At 66.0% G+C, this 18,227-nt stretch carries 15 protein-coding genes; 6 read left to right on the top strand and 9 right to left on the bottom strand.

Annotated features, from left to right (window positions below):
• Positions 1–13: 13 nt before the first annotated feature.
• The 7 genes from FHP89_RS19265 to def all read right to left on the bottom strand — a co-directional run bounded on the left by FHP89_RS19265 (position 14) and on the right by def (position 8,870).
• On the bottom strand, positions 14–646 hold the full coding sequence (locus FHP89_RS19265) for a TorD/DmsD family molecular chaperone (RefSeq protein WP_144176087.1): 633 nt from the start codon (positions 644–646) through the stop codon (positions 14–16).
• Positions 643–2,733 carry a 4Fe-4S binding protein gene (locus FHP89_RS19270; protein ID WP_144176088.1) on the bottom strand — a complete coding sequence of 697 codons (2,091 nt, stop codon included), beginning with the start codon at positions 2,731–2,733 and terminating at the stop codon, positions 643–645. The genes FHP89_RS19265 and FHP89_RS19270 overlap by 4 nt, the downstream gene beginning before the upstream one ends.
• A gap of 203 nt (positions 2,734–2,936) precedes the next feature.
• The gene (locus tag FHP89_RS19275; protein ID WP_144176089.1) at positions 2,937–5,045 is read right to left on the bottom strand and encodes a sensor histidine kinase; all 2,109 of its coding nucleotides are present in this window, start codon (positions 5,043–5,045) and stop codon (positions 2,937–2,939) included.
• A complete protein-coding gene (locus FHP89_RS19280) occupies positions 5,024–6,394 on the bottom strand; it encodes a sigma-54-dependent transcriptional regulator (RefSeq protein ID WP_144176090.1) in 1,371 nt (456 codons plus the stop codon). Before FHP89_RS19280 ends, FHP89_RS19275 begins: the two co-directional genes overlap by 22 nt.
• A 108-nt stretch (positions 6,395–6,502) precedes the next feature.
• Complete coding sequence (htpX, locus tag FHP89_RS19285) at positions 6,503–7,339, bottom strand: zinc metalloprotease HtpX (RefSeq protein ID WP_144176091.1); 837 nt, start codon at positions 7,337–7,339, stop codon at positions 6,503–6,505.
• Positions 7,340–7,408: 69 nt separating this feature from the next.
• Positions 7,409–8,347, bottom strand: coding sequence for a methionyl-tRNA formyltransferase (gene fmt, locus FHP89_RS19290; protein ID WP_144176092.1), 939 nt, complete (start codon positions 8,345–8,347; stop codon positions 7,409–7,411).
• Between the two features lie 19 nt (positions 8,348–8,366).
• Complete coding sequence (gene def, locus FHP89_RS19295) at positions 8,367–8,870, bottom strand: peptide deformylase (protein ID WP_144176093.1); 504 nt, start codon at positions 8,868–8,870, stop codon at positions 8,367–8,369.
• A 171-nt stretch (positions 8,871–9,041) separates the two neighbouring features.
• Here def and FHP89_RS19300 point away from each other — a divergent pair, with 171 nt between their 5' ends.
• The 5 genes from FHP89_RS19300 to FHP89_RS19320 all read left to right on the top strand — a co-directional run bounded on the left by FHP89_RS19300 (position 9,042) and on the right by FHP89_RS19320 (position 14,874).
• Positions 9,042–10,070, top strand: a complete 1,029-nt coding sequence (locus FHP89_RS19300; protein ID WP_144176094.1) for a LysM peptidoglycan-binding domain-containing protein — start codon at positions 9,042–9,044, stop codon at positions 10,068–10,070.
• Between the two features lie 8 nt (positions 10,071–10,078).
• Positions 10,079–11,182 (top strand): DNA-processing protein DprA, encoded by a 1,104-nt coding sequence (gene dprA / locus FHP89_RS19305; RefSeq protein ID WP_144176095.1) that lies wholly within the window; start codon positions 10,079–10,081, stop codon positions 11,180–11,182.
• Positions 11,183–11,197: 15 nt separating this feature from the next.
• Positions 11,198–11,662 carry a DUF494 family protein gene (locus tag FHP89_RS19310; protein WP_144176096.1) on the top strand — a complete coding sequence of 155 codons (465 nt, stop codon included), beginning with the start codon at positions 11,198–11,200 and terminating at the stop codon, positions 11,660–11,662.
• 115 nt (positions 11,663–11,777) lie between these two features.
• Positions 11,778–14,276, top strand: a complete 2,499-nt coding sequence (locus FHP89_RS19315; RefSeq protein ID WP_144176097.1) for a DNA topoisomerase III — start codon at positions 11,778–11,780, stop codon at positions 14,274–14,276.
• A 7-nt stretch (positions 14,277–14,283) separates the two neighbouring features.
• The gene (locus FHP89_RS19320) at positions 14,284–14,874 is read left to right on the top strand and encodes a DUF924 family protein (protein WP_144176098.1); all 591 of its coding nucleotides are present in this window, start codon (positions 14,284–14,286) and stop codon (positions 14,872–14,874) included.
• Positions 14,875–14,924: 50 nt separating this feature from the next.
• On the opposite strand, the gene FHP89_RS19325 is transcribed toward FHP89_RS19320, so the two are convergent.
• The gene (locus FHP89_RS19325; RefSeq protein ID WP_144176099.1) at positions 14,925–15,395 is read right to left on the bottom strand and encodes a Dps family protein; all 471 of its coding nucleotides are present in this window, start codon (positions 15,393–15,395) and stop codon (positions 14,925–14,927) included.
• A 105-nt stretch (positions 15,396–15,500) separates the two neighbouring features.
• Entirely contained in the window at positions 15,501–16,439 is a 939-nt protein-coding gene (locus FHP89_RS19330; RefSeq protein WP_144176100.1) for a hydrogen peroxide-inducible genes activator, read from the bottom strand.
• A gap of 223 nt (positions 16,440–16,662) precedes the next feature.
• On the opposite strand from FHP89_RS19330, the gene FHP89_RS19335 reads away from it, so the two are divergent.
• Positions 16,663–18,138: a DegQ family serine endoprotease gene (locus FHP89_RS19335; RefSeq protein WP_144176101.1), complete on the top strand. Its 1,476-nt coding sequence runs from the start codon at positions 16,663–16,665 to the stop codon at positions 18,136–18,138.
• The last annotated feature ends 89 nt before the right edge of the window (positions 18,139–18,227 follow it).

Genomic DNA, 18,227 nt, shown 5'->3' on the forward strand with positions numbered 1-18,227 from the left:
CATGGCTCTTGGTTCAGGTCTCGAAACTCAGCGCCCGCGCCTCGACGGCGAAGAACGCTGCGGCAAATGCGCCGACCGCGCGGTAAAACTGCGCATCGGCCGCCACCATCAGGTCGGCACAGCAACGGCCGATCCAGCGCTGAAGATGGCGTTGAAAAAACGGGTACTGCACCTCAATGCCGTGCTGGCCGTCGCTGATCAGCGCGCGCATGGCGTCGCACAGCGCGGCCAGATGGTCTTCCGGCTCGCCGCATCCGGTCTCGCGCGCCAGGCCAAGCGCGGCCAGATCGTCGCGCACGCGGGCCAGCGGCTTTTCCATCAGGAAACCGGTTTCGTAAAAGGACGCATACGGCAGCACCGGCGGACGGCCGGTACCACAGAACAAGGCATTCCATTCGGCGCGCACACGCTCGCCGTCGCATTGGCCGGCGAGATCGCACAATTGCTCCCAGGCCGTGGCCAGTGTTTTGCCTTCGGGCACATCGGCGTCAGCCTGCAGGCGGTCGGCCCCGGCCAGCGCCGCCAGCAAGGCATCGCTGGGCGGCGCGGCCATCAGATTGGCCAGCACACCGTAGAAGCCGGCGCGGTCGGCGTCTTCAGGCAACAACTCAAACACGTCGGCGAGAGGGGCGGTGGCAGCGCTCATGACAGATCCTGGATGGTGGTTTCGCGCTGACCGTCGGCCGGCGACATCATGTCGATGACCCGGCAGTCGCCGCACATCTGCAAACGGCGACGCTGCTCGGGCGCGGCGAAATGCGGGTTGCCGATGAGGCGGTCCATCAGCGTGCGCACCGTGGCGCTGGAGCCAAAGGCCTTGCCGCAGCGCAGGCAGGTGCAGGGCGTGTCTTCGTGCAGCACGGCGGGTTGCTTGGCGGCCGCGGCGAGATTGAGGCGCGGCACCAGTGTGATCGCGTCTTCCGGGCAGGTGGCCACGCACAGGCCGCACTGCACACAGCTCGCTTCGCGGATGCGCAGGCGCGGCGCCTCGGTGTCGTCCATCAGGGCCTGCGCCGGACAGGCGCTGGCACAGGACAGGCACAGCGTGCATTTGTCGCCGGCGACCGCAACGGTGCCGTAGGCGCTGCCAGCCGGCACCGGCAAGGGCTCGGCCAGCGCCTCGGGCGCGGCCAGCGTGGCCAGATGGGCAAAACACAAATCGAGCGTGGCGCGCTTGTCGAGCTGTGGATGGAAACGCGCCGGGGCACCAATGGCCGGCGCGGTGGCGCTCAGGTGGGCCATCAGGTCGTCGGCATCGGCGGTGACCGACGCAAAACGTTGGCCGGTTGTCGTCAGGCCCAGGCCGGCGACCACGGCATCGGCAAAACGCACCGCCCGCCCAGCCGAGGCCTGATAGGTGGCTGGCGCGTCGGCGCTTTGCCAGATCACCACCCGACCGGCACCCGCGCACAGCGCGTAGAGCAGCAGGTCGGGGCCAACGCTGGCCGCGTCATGCACCGCCAGCGGTAACACCGACGCAGCGAGCGACTCGGTTTCGGTCCAGATCTTGAGCGCGCTGGCCTGATCGCGACCATGCAGGAGCAGGGTCGGCGCAGCGCCACCGGCCTGCGACCAGGCCGTCAGTGCGGTGCGAATCTGCAGGCCGATCTCGACCACCGAGGGGTAGTTGTAGCGCATCGCGCCGCTCGGGCAGACGCTGGCGCAGGCGCCACAGCCCATGCACAGGTGCGGCTCGACGAACACGCCATTGCCGTCGGCGCGGATGGCTGAGGTGGAACAGGTGTCGATGCAGCGCGAACAGGCGTCGATGCGGTTGCGCGAGTGGGCGCACTTGGCGCGGTCGTAATCGAAGAAACGCGGCTTGTCGAACTCGCCAACGAGCTCGGTCAACGCGAGCGCGGCCTCGGCCTGGGCCAGCGCATCGCTGCCGGGCGCGAAATAGCCCTGCGGCAGATGCGGCATGGCCAGACGCGGGAGGTCGGAGAGGTCGAGCACCAAATCGAAGCGCGCGCTGCGGGGGGTGAAGCTGAAATCGATGGCGCCAACCTCGCACACCTCGATGCAGCGGCGCTTGTCGTTGCAGCGCGCGGCGTCGACATAAGCGGCCACGCCATCGCGCACGATGGCGTCGGAGCTACAGGCGGTGAGACAGGCGCCGCAGCCGGTACAGGCCGAGGCATCGACGGCATTGCCGGGCGTCCAGGCAATATCAAACGCGCCCAGCCAGCCCTCGACGCTGATCTGCCGCGCGCGATGCACCGGCACCCGGCGCGGGCTGGCGGCGGGCAGGGGCTGCTCGTCGTCGGCAAACACGGTGACTTGCAGCTGCCCGTCGGCCTTGCCGTGCAGGCGTTGCGCCCAAGCCATGGCCAGCGGTCCATTGCCAACAATGGCGAGGCGGCCGGCGCTGGTGTAGCTGACGGAATCAACCGGCGGCGGCTCGGGCAGGCGGGCCATGGCGATCAGCGCGGCCAGACGCGGTGCGTCGGCCATGCCGCCACTGGCGTATTCACGGGCGGGGAAGAAGCGCAGGGCGCGGTCGGTGGGCGCGGCGGCTTCGATCATCGGTGCCTCGCGGGTACAGCCGATCTGGCGCACCGCCTCGGGCAGGCTGGCCGACCCGCCATTTCGGCACAGGCCGTCGGTGATCGCGATCCGCGCATCCGCCGCGACGCCGTCGATGGCTGCGTCGGCTACCCGGCCCTGGCAGCGGCACAACACGGTATCGCAGTCGGTCGCCGCAGGCGCGCCCTTGCTTGTCTTGAAACTCACCTTGTCCCCTTTTGGCGTTATGCAGTCCGGCGGATAACGCTTGTCGCGCGTCAGGCCGGCTGTGATGCCGTCATTTGAGAAGATTTAAGGCAGTTTTCGTGCCAAACAGGAAAACCCTTTCCAGCGAAGGGTTTAGCGATTTAGCGCGGCGCAGCAAATGAGACATTTTGTCTCATGCCGGCGGCCACCACGGACAAAATGTCTCACTCGGTCGGACCAAACCAACGGGCCCGGAAGCCCGGCGCGTTGGGGCTCTCGTCGTATTCGGGCGTGCTGCGCAGCCAGATGCAGAAGGTCGTGCCATGGCCGGGACGACTATCGACGGTGATGCGTCCGCCGTAGCGCTGAACCAGGGTCTGGCTGATCGACAGGCCCAGACCGGTGCCGTGCCCCTTCTTGGTGGTGAAGAAGGGGTCAAAGATGTGCTGCAGGTCGGCTTCGCGGATGCCGGCGCCGGTGTCGGCCACGCGCAGGCAAACGCCGACGCACTCGCCGCCCTCGACCCAGTCCTCGCTGCTCAGCGTCAGCTGGCCGCCCTCGCCCATGGCCTGCACGGCGTTGACGATCAGGTTGATCAGCACCTGCTGCAGCTCGCTGCGGTTGATCTCGACATCCAGCGTGGCCGCATCGTGCCGCTGCACCTCGATGCCGCGCTTGTCGAAGGTGTGGCGCGCCAGCACCAGGGAGTCGGCGATCAGCGTGGCCACGTTCACCCGCTCGGTGTAGCCCGCAAACTCGCCCGGCCGCGCGAACTGCAGCAACTTGGTGACGATCTGGCGGATGCGGTCGGTCTGCTGGTGAATGAGGCGAATCTCTTCACGCACCGGCACGGCCGACTCACCGAGGATGTCGGTGAGCACATCGAGGTTGCCCTGGATGACGGCCACCGGATTATTGATTTCGTGCGCCACGCCGGCGGTCAGCTCGCCCACGGCGGCCAGCTTCTCGCTCATCACCAGATGCTCTTGCGCCTTGCGCAAAATGGCATTGGCCTCGGCCAGTTCGGCGGTGCGCGCCGCCACCTTGCGATCGAGTTCGTCAGCCCAGCGCTGCAGCTCTTCGCGCTTGCTGGCCAACGTATCGAGCAGGTGGTTGAACTCCAGCGCCAGTCGACCGAGCTCATCCCGGCTGGCGAGCGGCCCGACGCGCGCCGCGGCATCGCCCTGCTCGACGCGCTGGATCACCGCGTTGATCCGCTCGATGGGACGAAAAATACTGCGTGCCCAGCGCAGCGACAACAGGCTGCCAAGGACCGAGATCGCCACGAAAATAGCGAACAGCACGCCCATCACCGCCTCTTTGGCTTCGCGGAAGGGCGTCTCGAGAAAACCGACATAGAGCATGCCGACCCGGTTACGGTTGCCGTCCAGAAAGGGCTCGTAACCGGAAACATAGAAGTCATTGACCACGAAGGCGGTGTCCAGCCACACCTGGCCGGTGTCGAGCACCTGGGTGCGCACCGCGTCAGACACCCGCGTGCCGAGCGCGCGCACGCCTTCGAACAAGTGCACATTGGTCGTCACGCGGGTGTCGTTGAGAAACAGCGTGGCCGTGCCCTGGCTGCCCAGTGGCAGTGAGCCCTCACGATAGACGATGGCGTTGATGCGGTCGACCATGCCGAGGTTGCGATTGAGCAAGATGCCGCCTTCGAGCACACCGATGAAGCTGCCCGTGCGGTCATAGATCGGCGCGGCCGCGTGGATCATCAGCCCGCGCTCTTCGCTGGCGCGGTCGTCCGGCCGCGCCGCCGGGGTGGGCACCAGCGTGATGTGCGCACGCCGCCGCAGCGCCGGGTCAATCGCCTCGAGCTCTTCCGGGTTGAACACCTCGATGCTGGTGTGTGCCGCCCCCGACACCGCCGCCGCGACCGCCGACCAGCGCGTTCGATCGGGCAACGGGCCGAGCGGTGCGCGCGCCGACGCCATCGGCCGCCCCCGCGTGTCCAGCAGATGCAGGAAATCCAGCCCGTAGCGTACGCCCATGCTGGCGAGCAGTTCCGTCATGGCCTGCGGCGTGCCGTCGGGAAAATCGGCGGCAAGGCGGCTCGAACCGGCCAAGGCCTGCAGATCACGGCCGACGCCTTGCTGCACCCGATCGAAATACTCGTGGGCGATCACCAGATCGGCCTGAACCTTGGCCTTGAGCAGGCGCTCGTAAGTGTCGTTGCCCCAGGTCCACACCAGCGCCAGCAGCACCGGCACGCCAATCAGCAAGGGCGCCAGCACCAGCGCCAGCAATTTGGCTCTGACCGATGCTGAAAAGCGCGCACGCAGTGCGCTGAGCGGATTCGTCACGCGGCGTCGGTCGCCCATTCGGCGCACTTGCGCTCCAGCGTCTTGCGCGAGACGCCCAGCAGCTCGGCCGCGCGGGTCTTGTTGCCGTCACACTGACGCAGCACCGCTTCCATGTGCCGGCGCTCGACCTCGGCCAAGGTCAGCGGCAGCACCTCGCCGCCCAGTGCCGCCGGCGCCTCGACCGGGAAATGCCCCAGAATCAGCGCCCGCTCGATGAAGTTGCGCAGCTCCCGGGCATTGCCCGGCCACGCGTAGCCGACCAGCCGGGCCGCCACTTCGGGCGTGATGGGCAGCGGCGGCAGGCCCAGGCGGGCCGCCAGCTGGCCGTTGAAGTGCTCGGCCAGCGGCACGATGTCGTCCGTGCGCTGACGCAGCGGCGGGATGGTGACGGTGAGCACTTCGAGACGATAGAACAGGTCCTGCCGAAAGCGCCCGGCGGCGACTTCGATGCGCAGATCGCGGTTGGTAGCCGCAACCACGCGCACATCCACCGGGATCTCCTTGGTCGAGCCGACCGGCCGCACGCGCTGCTCTTCGAGCGCACGCAACAGCTTCGTCTGCAGGGCCAGCGGCAGTTCGCCGATCTCGTCAAGAAACAGGGTGCCGCCGTTGGCGTAGGTGAACAGGCCGCTGCGGCTCTCGCTGGCGCCGGTAAACGCCCCTTTCACATGCCCGAAAAGCTCGCTCTCGATCAGCTCGGCCGACACCGCGGCGCAGTTGACCGGCACAAAGGGGCGCTCGGCACGGGCGCTCATCTGGTGCAGCGCGCGGGCGGCGAGCTCCTTGCCAACGCCCGATTCCCCCTGGATCAGCACCGTGGTCGGCGTGGGCGCCACCCGTTTGATCAGGCTCCACACCTGGCGCAAGGCCTGCGACTGGCTGACCAGGCCTTCGGTGCCGCCCGCCAGGCCGGCCACCTCGCGGCGCAGCACGTAGTTCTCGCGCGTCAACCGGCCGCGCTCGAAACAGCGGGCCAGCGAATTGATGATCTGATCGACCCGGAAGGGCTTGAGGATGAAGTCCGCCGCGCCGGCACGCAGCGCGTCGATGGCGGTCTCCATGTCGGCAAAGGCGGTGATCAACACCACGTCGCCCGAAAACGCGCCGGCGCGCAGCTCGCGCAGCCAGGCAATGCCGGCCTTTCCGGGCAAGGCGATGTCGAGCACGATGACGTCGAAATGGGCGTCGGCCAGCAGCATGGCCGCCGCCTCGGCGCTCTCGACCACCTCCACAGCGCAGCCGCGCGCGCTGAACGCCCGCTGCAAGAAGCTGCGCATGCCGGCTTCGTCATCGACCACCAGTACCGCGTAGTCCGACCATTCCGAGCGCGCCTCGGCCGATTTGTCACTGCGCTGCCCTGCGCCCATGCCCACATTCCCCCCGATCGAAGAGCCTGATTAGAGCATGCGGAGCGATCAAAAAAAATGCGCGGCCCGAAGGCCGCGCACACGGTAATGATTCGATCGAGACGAAAATCAGCGCATGGCGCGCAAGCGGGCAATGCGCTCTTCGGTCGCCGGGTGGGTGGAAAACAGGCCTTTCAAGCCGCCACCCGAGAGCGGGTTCATGATCATCATCTGCGCGGTTTCGGGGTGTTCATCGGCCGTATGCATGGGAATGCCCCGCGCGTAGGCGTCGATCTTGGCCAGCGCATCGGCCAGCGCGGCCGGATCGCCGGAGATCTCGGCGCCCCCCCGGTCGGCCCCGAACTCGCGGGTCCGCGAGATGGCCATCTGGATGAGCATGCCGGCAATCGGCGCGAGGATCATGATGATGATCGACACCACCGGATTGGGGCGATCCTCGCCGCGCCCGCCAAAGAACATGCCGAACTGCGCCAGCGCTGAAATCGCGCCGGCCACGGTGGCCGAAATGGTGGAGATCAGGATGTCGCGGTTCTTCACATGCGCCAGCTCGTGCGCCATCACGCCGCGCAGTTCGCGTTCGGAGAGCATGCGGATGATGCCGGTGGTAGCAGCCACGGCAGCGTGCTCGGGGTTGCGGCCCGTCGCAAACGCATTGGGCTGCGCCTCGTCGATGATGTACACCTTGGGCATCGGCAACTCGGCCCGGCCGGCCAGCTCGCGCACCATGTTGTAGAGGTAGGGCGAGGTGGCGGCGTCGACTTCGCGCGCCTTGTACATCTTGAGCACCACCTTGTCCGAGAACCAGTAGGCCCAGACGTTCATGCCGCCGCCGAACAACAGCGCCAGCAACATGCCCTGCTGACCGCCGATCATGCCGCCAATCACGCCGAACAGCGCGACGATGCCGGCCATCAGCAGAGAGGTTTTAATCCAGTTACCGAACATTGAGCGTCCTCGTCATCAAGCGCGGAGCACACCTCCGCGCACACTTAGATGGGGGTCAGTCAGAAAGATTCAATGCGCCGATGCGAGCGCCAGCTGCGTCCCCGCCACGACGGGGCTGGCCTGCAAGAACGCCGCGGCGGACACGCGCCGGCCACCCGGCTGCTGCAACACCGTCACCCGCAAGGCGCCCTCGCCGCAGGCAATGAGCACACCGTCGGCATCCGCCTTGAGCACCGTGCCGGGCGCACCCGCAGCATCCGTGACGGTGGCTTGCCAGAGCTTGATCAGCCGTCCATCAAATTCAGCTACCGCCCCGGGAAACGGATCAAAAGCCCGCACCTGACGCGCCAGTTCGACGGCCGGACGACGCCAGTCGAGGCGGGCTTCGGACTTGGCAATCTTGTGCGCATAGGTCACGCCTTCGTCCGGCTGGCGCTCGCCTTCGAGCGACTTGATGGCGAGCCGGCAGATGGCGTCGACGATCATCTCGCCGCCGAGCGTGGCCAACGTGTCATGCAGGCTGGCGGTGGTGGCGTCGGGCGGAATCGGCACGGCCTGGCGCAGCAACATGTCGCCGGTGTCGAGGCCGGCGTCCATCTTCATGATGGTGATGCCGGTTTCGGTATCGCCCGCCTCAATCGCACGATGAATCGGCGCCGCCCCCCGCCAGCGCGGCAGCAAGGAGGCGTGAATATTGAGGCAGCCGATGCGCGGAATATCGAGCACCGCCTGCGGCAGGATCAGGCCGTAGGCCGCCACCACCAGCACATCGGGTTCGGCAGCACACAGCGCGGCCTGTTGCTCGGGCGTGCGCAGCTTCTCGGGCTGATCGACCGGGATGCCGTGCGCCAGCGCCACCTGCTTGACCGCACTGGGCTGCAGTTTCATACCGCGCCCGGCGGGGCGGTCCGGCTGGGTGAGCACCAGCACGACCTCAAAGCCACCGTCGATCAGGGCAGTGAGCGCCGTCGCGGCGAACGCCGGCGTACCGGCAAAGGCAATTCTCATGAAGGGGTCCGCCTCGCCGTCAGGCGGTGATGCGCGCGCGCTTGGCCAGTTTGTTCTTGATGCGGCCTTGCTTGAGCAGCGACAGGTATTCGACGAACACCTTGCCATCGAGATGGTCGAGCTCGTGCTGGATACACACCGCCAGCAGACCGTCGGCCTCAAGCTCGAAGGATTCGCCCTTTTCGTTCAGCGCCCGGACCTTCACGCGCTCGGCGCGCACCACCTTGTCGTAGACGCCGGGCACCGACAGGCAGCCTTCTTCGCCCACCTGCTCGCCGGAACGCTCAAGGATCTCGGGGTTGATGAAGGCCTGAAGGCTGGACTGGTCTTCGCTCACGTCGATGACCACCACCCGCTCATGGACGTTGACCTGCGTGGCGGCCAGGCCGATGCCGGGCGCCTCGTACATGGTTTCGGCCATATCGCGGATCAGTGTGCGAATGCGATCATCCACCTTGGCAACCGGGACCGCCTTGGTGTGAAGTCGTGGATCAGGAAAATGTAGTATTGGGAGTAGTGCCATAAAAGCTTGCCGCGTTATGGGATTACGTGCAGAATTTCAAGTAATTTGCCATCCCCGATGATGCACGTTTGTCATCGGAACGCTCAACTTCCGGGATATATGACCGTCATTGATGGTACGAATTCCCGGCAGGGCGTCAGAATGCCGCCTGCATCGAAACGGAAGCGAGTGATGATCCGCATTATATTCTCTCTAGTCATTGGCGTCGCCGCCCTCGTCCAACCGGCCCTGGCCGCCTCGCCAGTCGAGCTGGCGCAGAACGCGCCAGACAGCCATACGGTGCGCAAAGGCGACACCTTGTGGGACATCTCCGGCAAGTTCCTGCGCGAGCCCTGGCGCTGGCCGGAAGTGTGGCAGCTCAACAAGGACCAGATCCGCAACCCGCATCTGATCTATCCGGGCCAGATCATCGTCCTCGACCGCAGCGGCCCCTATCTGCGCCTGGGTCGCCGGGTCGGTGACGGCAAGCTGCAACCGCAGATCTACTCGGAAGCGACCGACCAGGCGATTCCCAGCATTCCGCAAAACGAGATTGCCCCCTTCCTGACCCACCCGCTGGTGGTGGACGAGAAGCGCATCCTGAATTCGGCCACCATCGTCGCCACGCAAGAAAACCGGCTCTACACCGGCCAGGGCGACACGGTGTTTGCCAAAAACGTGGCGGCTGGCGTCAATACCTGGCACATCTACCGCCCGGCCAAGCCGCTGACCGATCCGCTGACCAAGAAGATTCTCGGCTACGAAGCCGTGCATCTGGGCACCGCCGACGTCACCCAGCCGGGCGAGCCGGCCGCGCTCGAGATCGCCATGGCGCGCCAGGAAATCGGCACCGGCGAACTGATGCTGCCGGCCGACCGCCCCGAACTGCTGTCCTACGTGCCGCACGCCCCAACCGCCAGCATCGAAGGCCGCGTCATCGCCATCTACGGCGGCGTCAGCGAAACCGGCCGTCAGGGTGTCATCACCCTCGGCGTTGGCCAGCAAGATGGTGCCGAAGTCGGTCACGTGCTGGCGCTCTACCGCCATCGCGGCTCGGTGGTCTACAAGGACGAAGACACCAACAAGAAGGAAACCTTCGAACTGCCGGAGCACCGCTACGGCCTGGTCTTCCTGTTCCGGGTGTTCGACCGGGTGTCCTACGGCCTGGTGGTCGATGCCACGGCGCCAATTAAAGTCAGCGATACGGTACGCACGCCCTGACCAACCGGTTGTCCCCCTCCGAACTGGCCGACTGGCTACGCCTGACGCTCATCCCCGGACTCGGTGGTGGGCGTCAGCGCCGTTTACTCAAGGCCTTCGGCTTGCCCGCGGCGGTGTTTGCGGCCCGCCAAAGCGCGATCGCCGAACTCATCGGCGACAAACTCGCGCGAGCGCTGCACGATCACGACGCCAGCGAGGCCATTGCCGCCACGCAGGCCTGGGCTGACCAGCCCGGCAACACCCTGCTGACCCTGGCCGATGCCGGCTACCCGCAGCGCCTGCTGGAGCTGCCCGACCCGCCCACGCTGCTCTATGTCAAAGGCGATGCCAGCCTGCTGAACCGGCCGGGGCTGGCCATCGTCGGTGCCCGCAGTGCCACCCCCCAGGGCGAATCCAATGCCGCCGCCTTTGCCGGCGCGCTGGCGCGCGCTGGCCTGGCCATCATCAGCGGCCTGGCGCTGGGGATCGATGCCGCCGCCCATGCAGGCGCGCTCGACGCCGACGGCGCCACCATCGCCGTAATCGGCACCGGCGCCGATCGCATGTATCCGGCGCGCAACCAGGCCCTGGCCCGGCGCATTCTCGAGCGCGGCGCCATCGTCACCGAGTTCCCGCTGGGCACCCAGGTCGCCGCACACAATTTCCCGCGTCGCAACCGCATCATTTCGGGCCTGGCCCAAGGGGTGCTGGTGGTCGAGGCCGCACTGAACAGCGGCTCACTGATCACCGCGCGACTGGCCAGCGAGCAAGGTCGCGAGGTCTTCGCCATCCCCGGCTCGATCCATTCGCCGCAATCCAAGGGCTGCCACCGGCTGATCCGCGACGGCGCAAAACTGGTCGAAACGGCCGAGGACATCCTCGAAGAAGGCGTCTTTTCGGGTTACGCCAGCGCGCCGCCCATGCCCCTCGACACCCCGGCCGAACCGGCGGCCGAGACCGACGAAACCACCGACCACCTGCTGGCGGCGCTCGGCCATGATCCCGTGAGCCTTGATACACTCGCGGCCCGTACCGGCTTGACGGCCGATGCGCTGTACGCCATTCTGCTTTCACTGGAACTGGACGGTCATCTGGCGCGATTGCCCGGCGGCCGCTTCCAGCGACTCACATAGAGCCCCCACTTATTCATGTTTGATGTTCTCGTTTATCTCTTCGAAACCTATATCCACGCTGAAGCCTGCCCGGCGCCGGAGCAATTGGCACGCCGACTGACGGCCGCAGGCTTCGAAGAAGACGAGATCAGCGACGCCCTGGAGTGGCTGTCGGATCTGAACCAGACCGCCAGTGAGTACACCGCCTTCAGCGCGCCAAGCGCCGGAGCGATGCGCTTGTATTCGTCCGAAGAAACGGCCAAGCTGGGGCGCGAAGGCATTGGTTTCCTGCTGTTTCTGGAAGACTCGGGCGTGCTCGATGGCGCCAACCGCGAACTGATTCTTGATCGCCTGATGGCACTGCCCGACAGCCATGTCTCGGTGTCGCGGCTGAAAGTCATCGTGCTGATCGTGCTCTGGAAACAGGCATATCCAATGGATTCGCTGGTCCTCGACGAATTGCTGAGCGAGGACGACGACATCTCGCCGGCGCTTCACTGACGCGTGCAAGGGCCTCGGCCACTTGCACCTGCCGCCGCGACATCCTTAAGATGTCGCGCTTAACCACTTGATTTTCCGGGAACCCTGACCGGCACCGCCGGTTCTTCCGCATGCCATGAGCAAACAACTGATCATCGCCGAGAAACCGTCCGTCGCGCAGGACATCGCCCGTTCACTGGGCGGATTCACTCGCCAGAAAGACTATTTCGAGTCCGACGACTACGTGCTGGCATCGGCCGTGGGCCACCTGCTCGAGCTGACCGTGCCACCCGACGAAGAGGTCAAGCGCGGCAAATGGTCTTTCGCCAACCTGCCGGTGGTGCCCTCGCGTTTCGCGCTGCAGCCCATCGCCAAGAGCGAAGACCGCCTCAAGCTGCTGACCCGGCTGATCAAACGCAAGGATGTCGACGGCCTGATCAACGCCTGCGACGCGGGGCGTGAGGGCGAGCTGATCTTCAATTTCATCGCCGAACACGCCAAAACCAAAAAGCCCGTGCAGCGCCTGTGGCTGCAGTCGATGACCACCGGCGCGATTCGCGACGGTTTCTCCCACCTGCGCTCGGCCGACGAAGTCGACGGTTTGCGTCAGGCCGCGGTGTCGCGTGCCGAAAGCGACTGGCTGATCGGCATCAACGGCACGCGGGCGATGACTGCCTTCAACTCCAAAACCGGCGGTTTCCACCTGACCACGGTCGGCCGGGTACAGACCCCGACCCTGGCGCTGGTGGTCGAACGCGAACAACGCATCCGCGAGTTCAAGTCCCGCGACTACTGGGAACTGCACGCCAGCTTCGGCTGCGCCGAAGGCAGCTACGCCGGCCGCTGGTTTGACGAGAGCTTCAAGAAGAACGACGACGAGCACGCCCGCGCCGAGCGGCTGTGGGACGTCGCCCGCGCCGAGGCGATCCGCGCCAAGTGCGACGGCAAGCCCGGCACGGTGGAAGAAGAATCCAAGCCCTCCACCCAGCTCTCGCCGCTGCTCTTCGACCTGACCAGCCTGCAGCGCGAGGCCAATGGCCGCTTCGGCTTCTCGGCCCGCGCCACGCTTCAGGTCGCGCAGGCGCTGTACGAACGCCACAAGGTACTGACCTACCCGCGTACCGACGCCCGCGCGCTGCCTGAAGATTATGTCGATACGGTCAAGGAGGTGCTCGGCAACCTGCCCGCCGAATACGCCAAGTTTGCCAACGAGATCAAACGCGAAGGCTGGGCTGGCCCGAACAAGCGCATCTACAACAACAGCAAGATTTCCGATCACTTCGCGATCATTCCCACCGGCACCGCGCCCAAGACGCTGTCCGAGCCGGAACAGAAGATCTACGACCTGGTCACCCGCCGCTTCCTGTCGGTGTTCTACCCGGCGGCCGAGTTCCGTGTCACCACCCGCATCACCCGTGTCGAAGGCGAAGCCTTCAAGACCGAGGGCAAGGTGATGGTCAAGCCGGGCTGGCTGGTGGTGGTCGGCCGCGACAAGCCCAGCGATGACGCCGAAACCCTGGCGAGCGTCGCGCAGGACGAAAAGGTCAGCACCGACGACATCGAGGTCAAGGCCCAGCAGACCCGGCCACCCGCACGCTACAACGAAGCGACGCTGCTCTCGGCCATGGAAGGCGCCGGCAAGATGGTGGACGACGAAGAACTGCGCGCCGCCATGGCCGGTCGCGGCCTCGGCACGCCAGCGACGCGCGCGCAGATCATCGAGAACCTGATCGGTGAGCAATACATGCACCGCGATGGCAAGGAGTTGATCCCCACCGCCAAGGCCTTCTCGCTGATCACCTTGCTCAAGGGCCTGGGCGTGTCGGCGCTGACTTCGCCCGAGCTGACCGGCGAATGGGAACACAAGCTGTCGCAGATGGAGCGCGGCGGGCTGACCCGCGACGCCTTCATGGAAGAGATCGCCAGCATGGCGCGCGACATGGTCGAGCGCGCCAAGCAGTATGAATCCGACACCGTGCCGGGCGACTTCGCCACGCTCGAAACGCCGTGCCCGAAGTGCGGCGGCGTGGTCAAAGAAAACTACAAGAAATTCGCCTGCCAGGCCTGCGACTGGAGCACCTGGAAGATCGTGGCCGGTCGTCAGTTCGAGATCCCCGAGATCGAAGCCTTGCTGCGCGACGGCCACATCGGTCCGCTGATGGGCTTCCGCAACAAGATGGGCCGGCTGTTCAATGCCGACATCAAGCTCAATGACGAGTTGAGTCCGACCTTCGACTTCGGCCAGCCGCGTGACGACGAAAATGCCGAGCCGGTGGATTTCTCCGAGCAGACGCCGCTGGGCGCCTGCCCGAAGTGCCAGGCCAAGGTGTACGAGCATGGCATGGTCTATGTCTGCGAGAAGTCGGTCGGACCCGACAAGACCTGCGACTTCCGCTCGGGCAAGATCATCCTGCAGCAGCCCATCGAACGCGAGCAGATGAGCAAGCTGCTCACCGATGGCAAGACCGACCTGCTCAAGGGCTTTGTGTCGAACAAGACCAAGCGCAAGTTCTCGGCCTTCCTGGTGCGCAAACCGGATGGCGGCGTGGGCTTCGAGTTCGAGCCGCGCGCACCGAAGAAACCCGCCGCCGCGAAGAAGCCCACCAAAAAAGCTGCCGCCAAGGGCGACGAGTAAGCCACCCATGCCGACGCTACCCGACGCCGCTCGCCAGGTCCTTGATTTCTGGTTCGGCGCGCCGGACAGCGCCGACTACGGCACCCACCGGCCCCTGTGGTTTGAAAAGCGCGACGACACCGACACGGCCATTGCCGGGCGCTTCGGCGCGCTGGTCGATCAAGCACTGGCTGGCGGATTGACTGACTGGGATACCACCGAGCGCGGCGCCCTCGCGCGCATCCTGCTGCTCGACCAATTCACCCGCAATGTCTTCCGCAACACCCCGCGCGCCTTTGCCGGCGACGCCTTGGCCCTGCGTGCCGCGCAGGCCCTGGTCGACCCTGGCCATGACGCACAGCTCAGGCCGGTCGAGCGGGTGTTTGCCTACCTGCCCTTCGAACACGCCGAAGATCTCGCCAAGCAGGCCCGCGCGGTCGCCCTGTTCAAGGCGCTTCACGACACCCACCCCGGCTTCGACAGCACCTACGACTACGCCTTGCGCCACCAGGCGGTAATTGCGCAGTTCGGCCGATTTCCGCATCGCAATGCGATTCTCGGCCGCGCCAGCACACCGGCCGAACAGGCGTTCCTGGCCACACCCGGATCCGGCTTCTGAAAAAAACGGCCGGGAAGCCCCGGCCGTCAATGACGTGATGCGTGCTGCGATCAGTTCGCCAGCATGCTGCGCAGCATCCACGCGGTCTTCTCGTGCACCTGCATGCGCTGGGTCAGCAGATCGGCGGTCGGCTCATCGTCCGCCTCATCCACCACCGGCATGATCTCGCGGGCGGTACGAATCACCGCTTCCTGCCCCTTCACGAGTTGACGGATCATCTCTTCCGCACTGGGCACGCCTTGCGGCTCTTCCAATCGGGACAGCTCGGCAAAGGCGCTATAGGTGCCCGGGGCCGGCTCGCCCAAGGCGCGAATCCGCTCGGCAATGGCATCCACCGCCAGCGCCAGCTCGGTGTATTGCACCTCGAACATCTGGTGCAGGGTGTTGAACATCGGGCCGGTCACATTCCAGTGGAAGTTGTGCGTCGTGAGGTACAGCGTGTAGCTGTCCGCCAGCAGGCGCGACAGCCCGTGCGCAATCGCAGTGCGGTCTTTCTTGCTGATGCCGATATCGATATCCATGGTGGCGCTCCTTGTTCTGTGGTGATCAATTCCTGATGCCTCAAGCCTACGTGCCGGGCATGACAAAATCCAATCGATTCTCCATATCCGGTCGATTGATCGGGTCTATGCGGTCACGTCCTGGCAGGCGGCGTTGAGCGGCAGCACGCCGGGCAGGGTGCAGGCGAGAATGGCTTTGCGAATCACGTCGATCGCACCGCTGCGCGGGTAGGTCACCCGCCAGGCCAGCGCGATCGTGCGCGAGGGCTCGGGCGCCTCGAAGGGGCGGGTGGCGAGCAGGCTGTTGCGCTCGGGGAGGTCATCGGCCGCCGTTGCCGGCAACACCGTCACACCAATGCCGCTGGCCACCATCAGCCGAATCGTTTCGAGCGAGCTGCCCTGCAAGGTGCGTTGCAGACCGCCGACGCCACTGCACTCGGGGCACACCTCCAGCACCTGGTCGCGGAAGCAGTTGCCCGCACCCAACAGCAGCAACTGGTCTTCGGCCAACTGGTGGGCGCCGACCGCCGTCTGCTGCGCCCAAGGGTGGGTGCTCGGCATCAGCACACGAAACGGCTCTTCGTAGATCGGCTGCACCACCAGCCCCGGCTGCTCGAAGGGCAGCGCCAGAATGGCGACATCCAGATCGCCGCGCTTGAGCGACTCGGCCAGACTGGCGGTGTAGTTTTCCTCGAGAATCAATGGCATGCGCGGCGCCAGCGCCTTGACCTGGGGAATCAGCCGCGGCAGCAGGTAGGGCCCGATGGTGTAGATCGCGCCGACCCGCAGCGGCCCGCCCAGCGGGTCTTTGCCGGCCTGGGCGATCTCCTTGATCTGACCCGCCTCAACCAGCACCCGCTGCGCCTGCTCGACAATGCGCAGCCCCAGCTGCGTCACCTTGACATCGCTGGTGCCACGCTCGAAGAGCATCACGCCGAGTTCTTCCTCGACTTTCTTGATCGCCACCGACAGCGTCGGCTGGCTGACATGGCAGCGTTCGGCCGCCCGACCGAAGTGGCACTCCCGCGCCAGCGCCACGATGTATTTCAGGTCGGTCAGCGTCATGTTTTTTCCCTTCCGGAACAGTTTGGCGATTCCATGGTCTGCTTCATCATGATTATCACAGGCTATGACGTAGCCGGCCAGTCCAGGTTCCTTGCGACGCCCGAGCACCGCTGGCCCGGCAGTTGAACCAGACCCCGACATTCCCAGATATGGCAGGATGCCGGGGTTCGCGATCCGCCCGCTTGCCCGGCGAGGTCGACACCCCGATGACACAGGAGGACGCATGAACCGACTCACCCCCCGCCTCACCGCGCTGGCCGGCGCCACCGGACTCGCCCTGGTCGCCTGGCTGAATCTCTCGCCCGGCCTCACCGAGGCCCACGCCACCGCCGCGACCCCGGTCGCCGCGATGCCCGCCACCCGCCAGACCCTGCCGGACTTTGCCGATCTGGTCTCGCGTGTCGGGCCGGCCGTGGTCAACATCAGCGTGGTGCAGCAAGTGGCCAGCCCGCTGGCCAACAGCGACGACCCCTTCTACGACTTCCTGCGCCGCTTCGGCGTCCCGGTGCCCGGCATGCCCGGCGGGCCCAATATTCCAGGCATCCCCGGTCAAGGCCAGGGGGGTCGGCAGATCGCCCGCGGCGTGGGCTCGGGTTTCATCGTCAGCGCCGACGGCTATGTGCTGACCAATGCGCATGTGGTCGACGATGCCACCGAGGTGACCGTGCGCCTGACCGACAAGCGCGAGTTCAAGGCCAAAGTCGAAGGCGTGGACAAGCGCACCGATGTGGCCCTGCTCAAGATCGACGCCAAAGACCTGCCCACCGTCCGCATTGGCGACCCGGAAGCGACCCGCGTCGGTGAATGGGTGGTGGCGGTCGGTTCGCCCTTCGGCTTCGACAACACCGTCACCGCCGGCATCATCTCGGCCAAGGCGCGCCGCTTACCGGATGAAACCTATGTGCCTTTCATCCAGACCGACGTGGCGATCAACCCGGGCAACTCGGGCGGGCCGCTATTCAACCTGGACGGCGAGGTGGTCGGCATCAACTCGCAGATCTACTCGCGCTCGGGCGGCTTCATGGGCATCTCCTTCGCCATCCCCATCGATGTGGCGATGAAGGTCAAGGACCAGTTGCAGACCTTCGGCGTGGTGCGTCGCGGCCGCCTCGGCGTCATCATTCAGGGGCTGGACAAGGAACTGGCCGACTCCTTCGGGCTGGACGATCCTAAGGGCGCGCTGGTCTCCAGCGTCGAGCCCGGCTCGGCCGCCGCCAAGGCCAAGCTGCAACCCGGTGACGTGATCCTCGGCGTCAATGGCGACCGCGTCGCCGATTCGGCCGATCTGCCGCGCATCATCGGCGAGATGCCCCCGGGCACCACGATTCGGCTGGAGATCTGGCGCGACCGCAAAGCGCGCAGCATTGAAGCCACGCTGGGCGGCCAGGACAATGAGCGTCTCCAGGCGCGTGGCGGTGGTCAGCAAAATGCCGGCGGCAAACTGGGCCTGTCGGCTCGCCCCCTGAGCGCCGCCGAAGCCGAACAGCTCAAGGTGCCCGGCGGTCTGGTGGTTGAAGACGTTGATGGCCCCGCTGCACGCGCCGGTATCCAGAAGGGCGACGTGGTGCTGGCGCTGAACAACACGCCCGTCAAGGACGTGGCGGGCTTTCGCAAGCTGCTGGAACAGGCCGGCGACCGCTTCGCACTGCTGGTGCAACGCGGCGAGGGTCGGCTCTACCTCGGCGTTCGACTGAAGTAATCGCTTGATCCCGACAGCACGCCGCCCGTCGGCGGCGTGCTGTCGGGGTATGCCAAATCGCTATCACACGGCACTGCGGTCATTTCGCA

This window comes from Denitromonas ohlonensis (assembly GCF_007625205.1).
In the GTDB taxonomy this organism is placed as follows: Bacteria; Pseudomonadota; Gammaproteobacteria; order Burkholderiales; family Rhodocyclaceae; genus Nitrogeniibacter; species Nitrogeniibacter ohlonensis.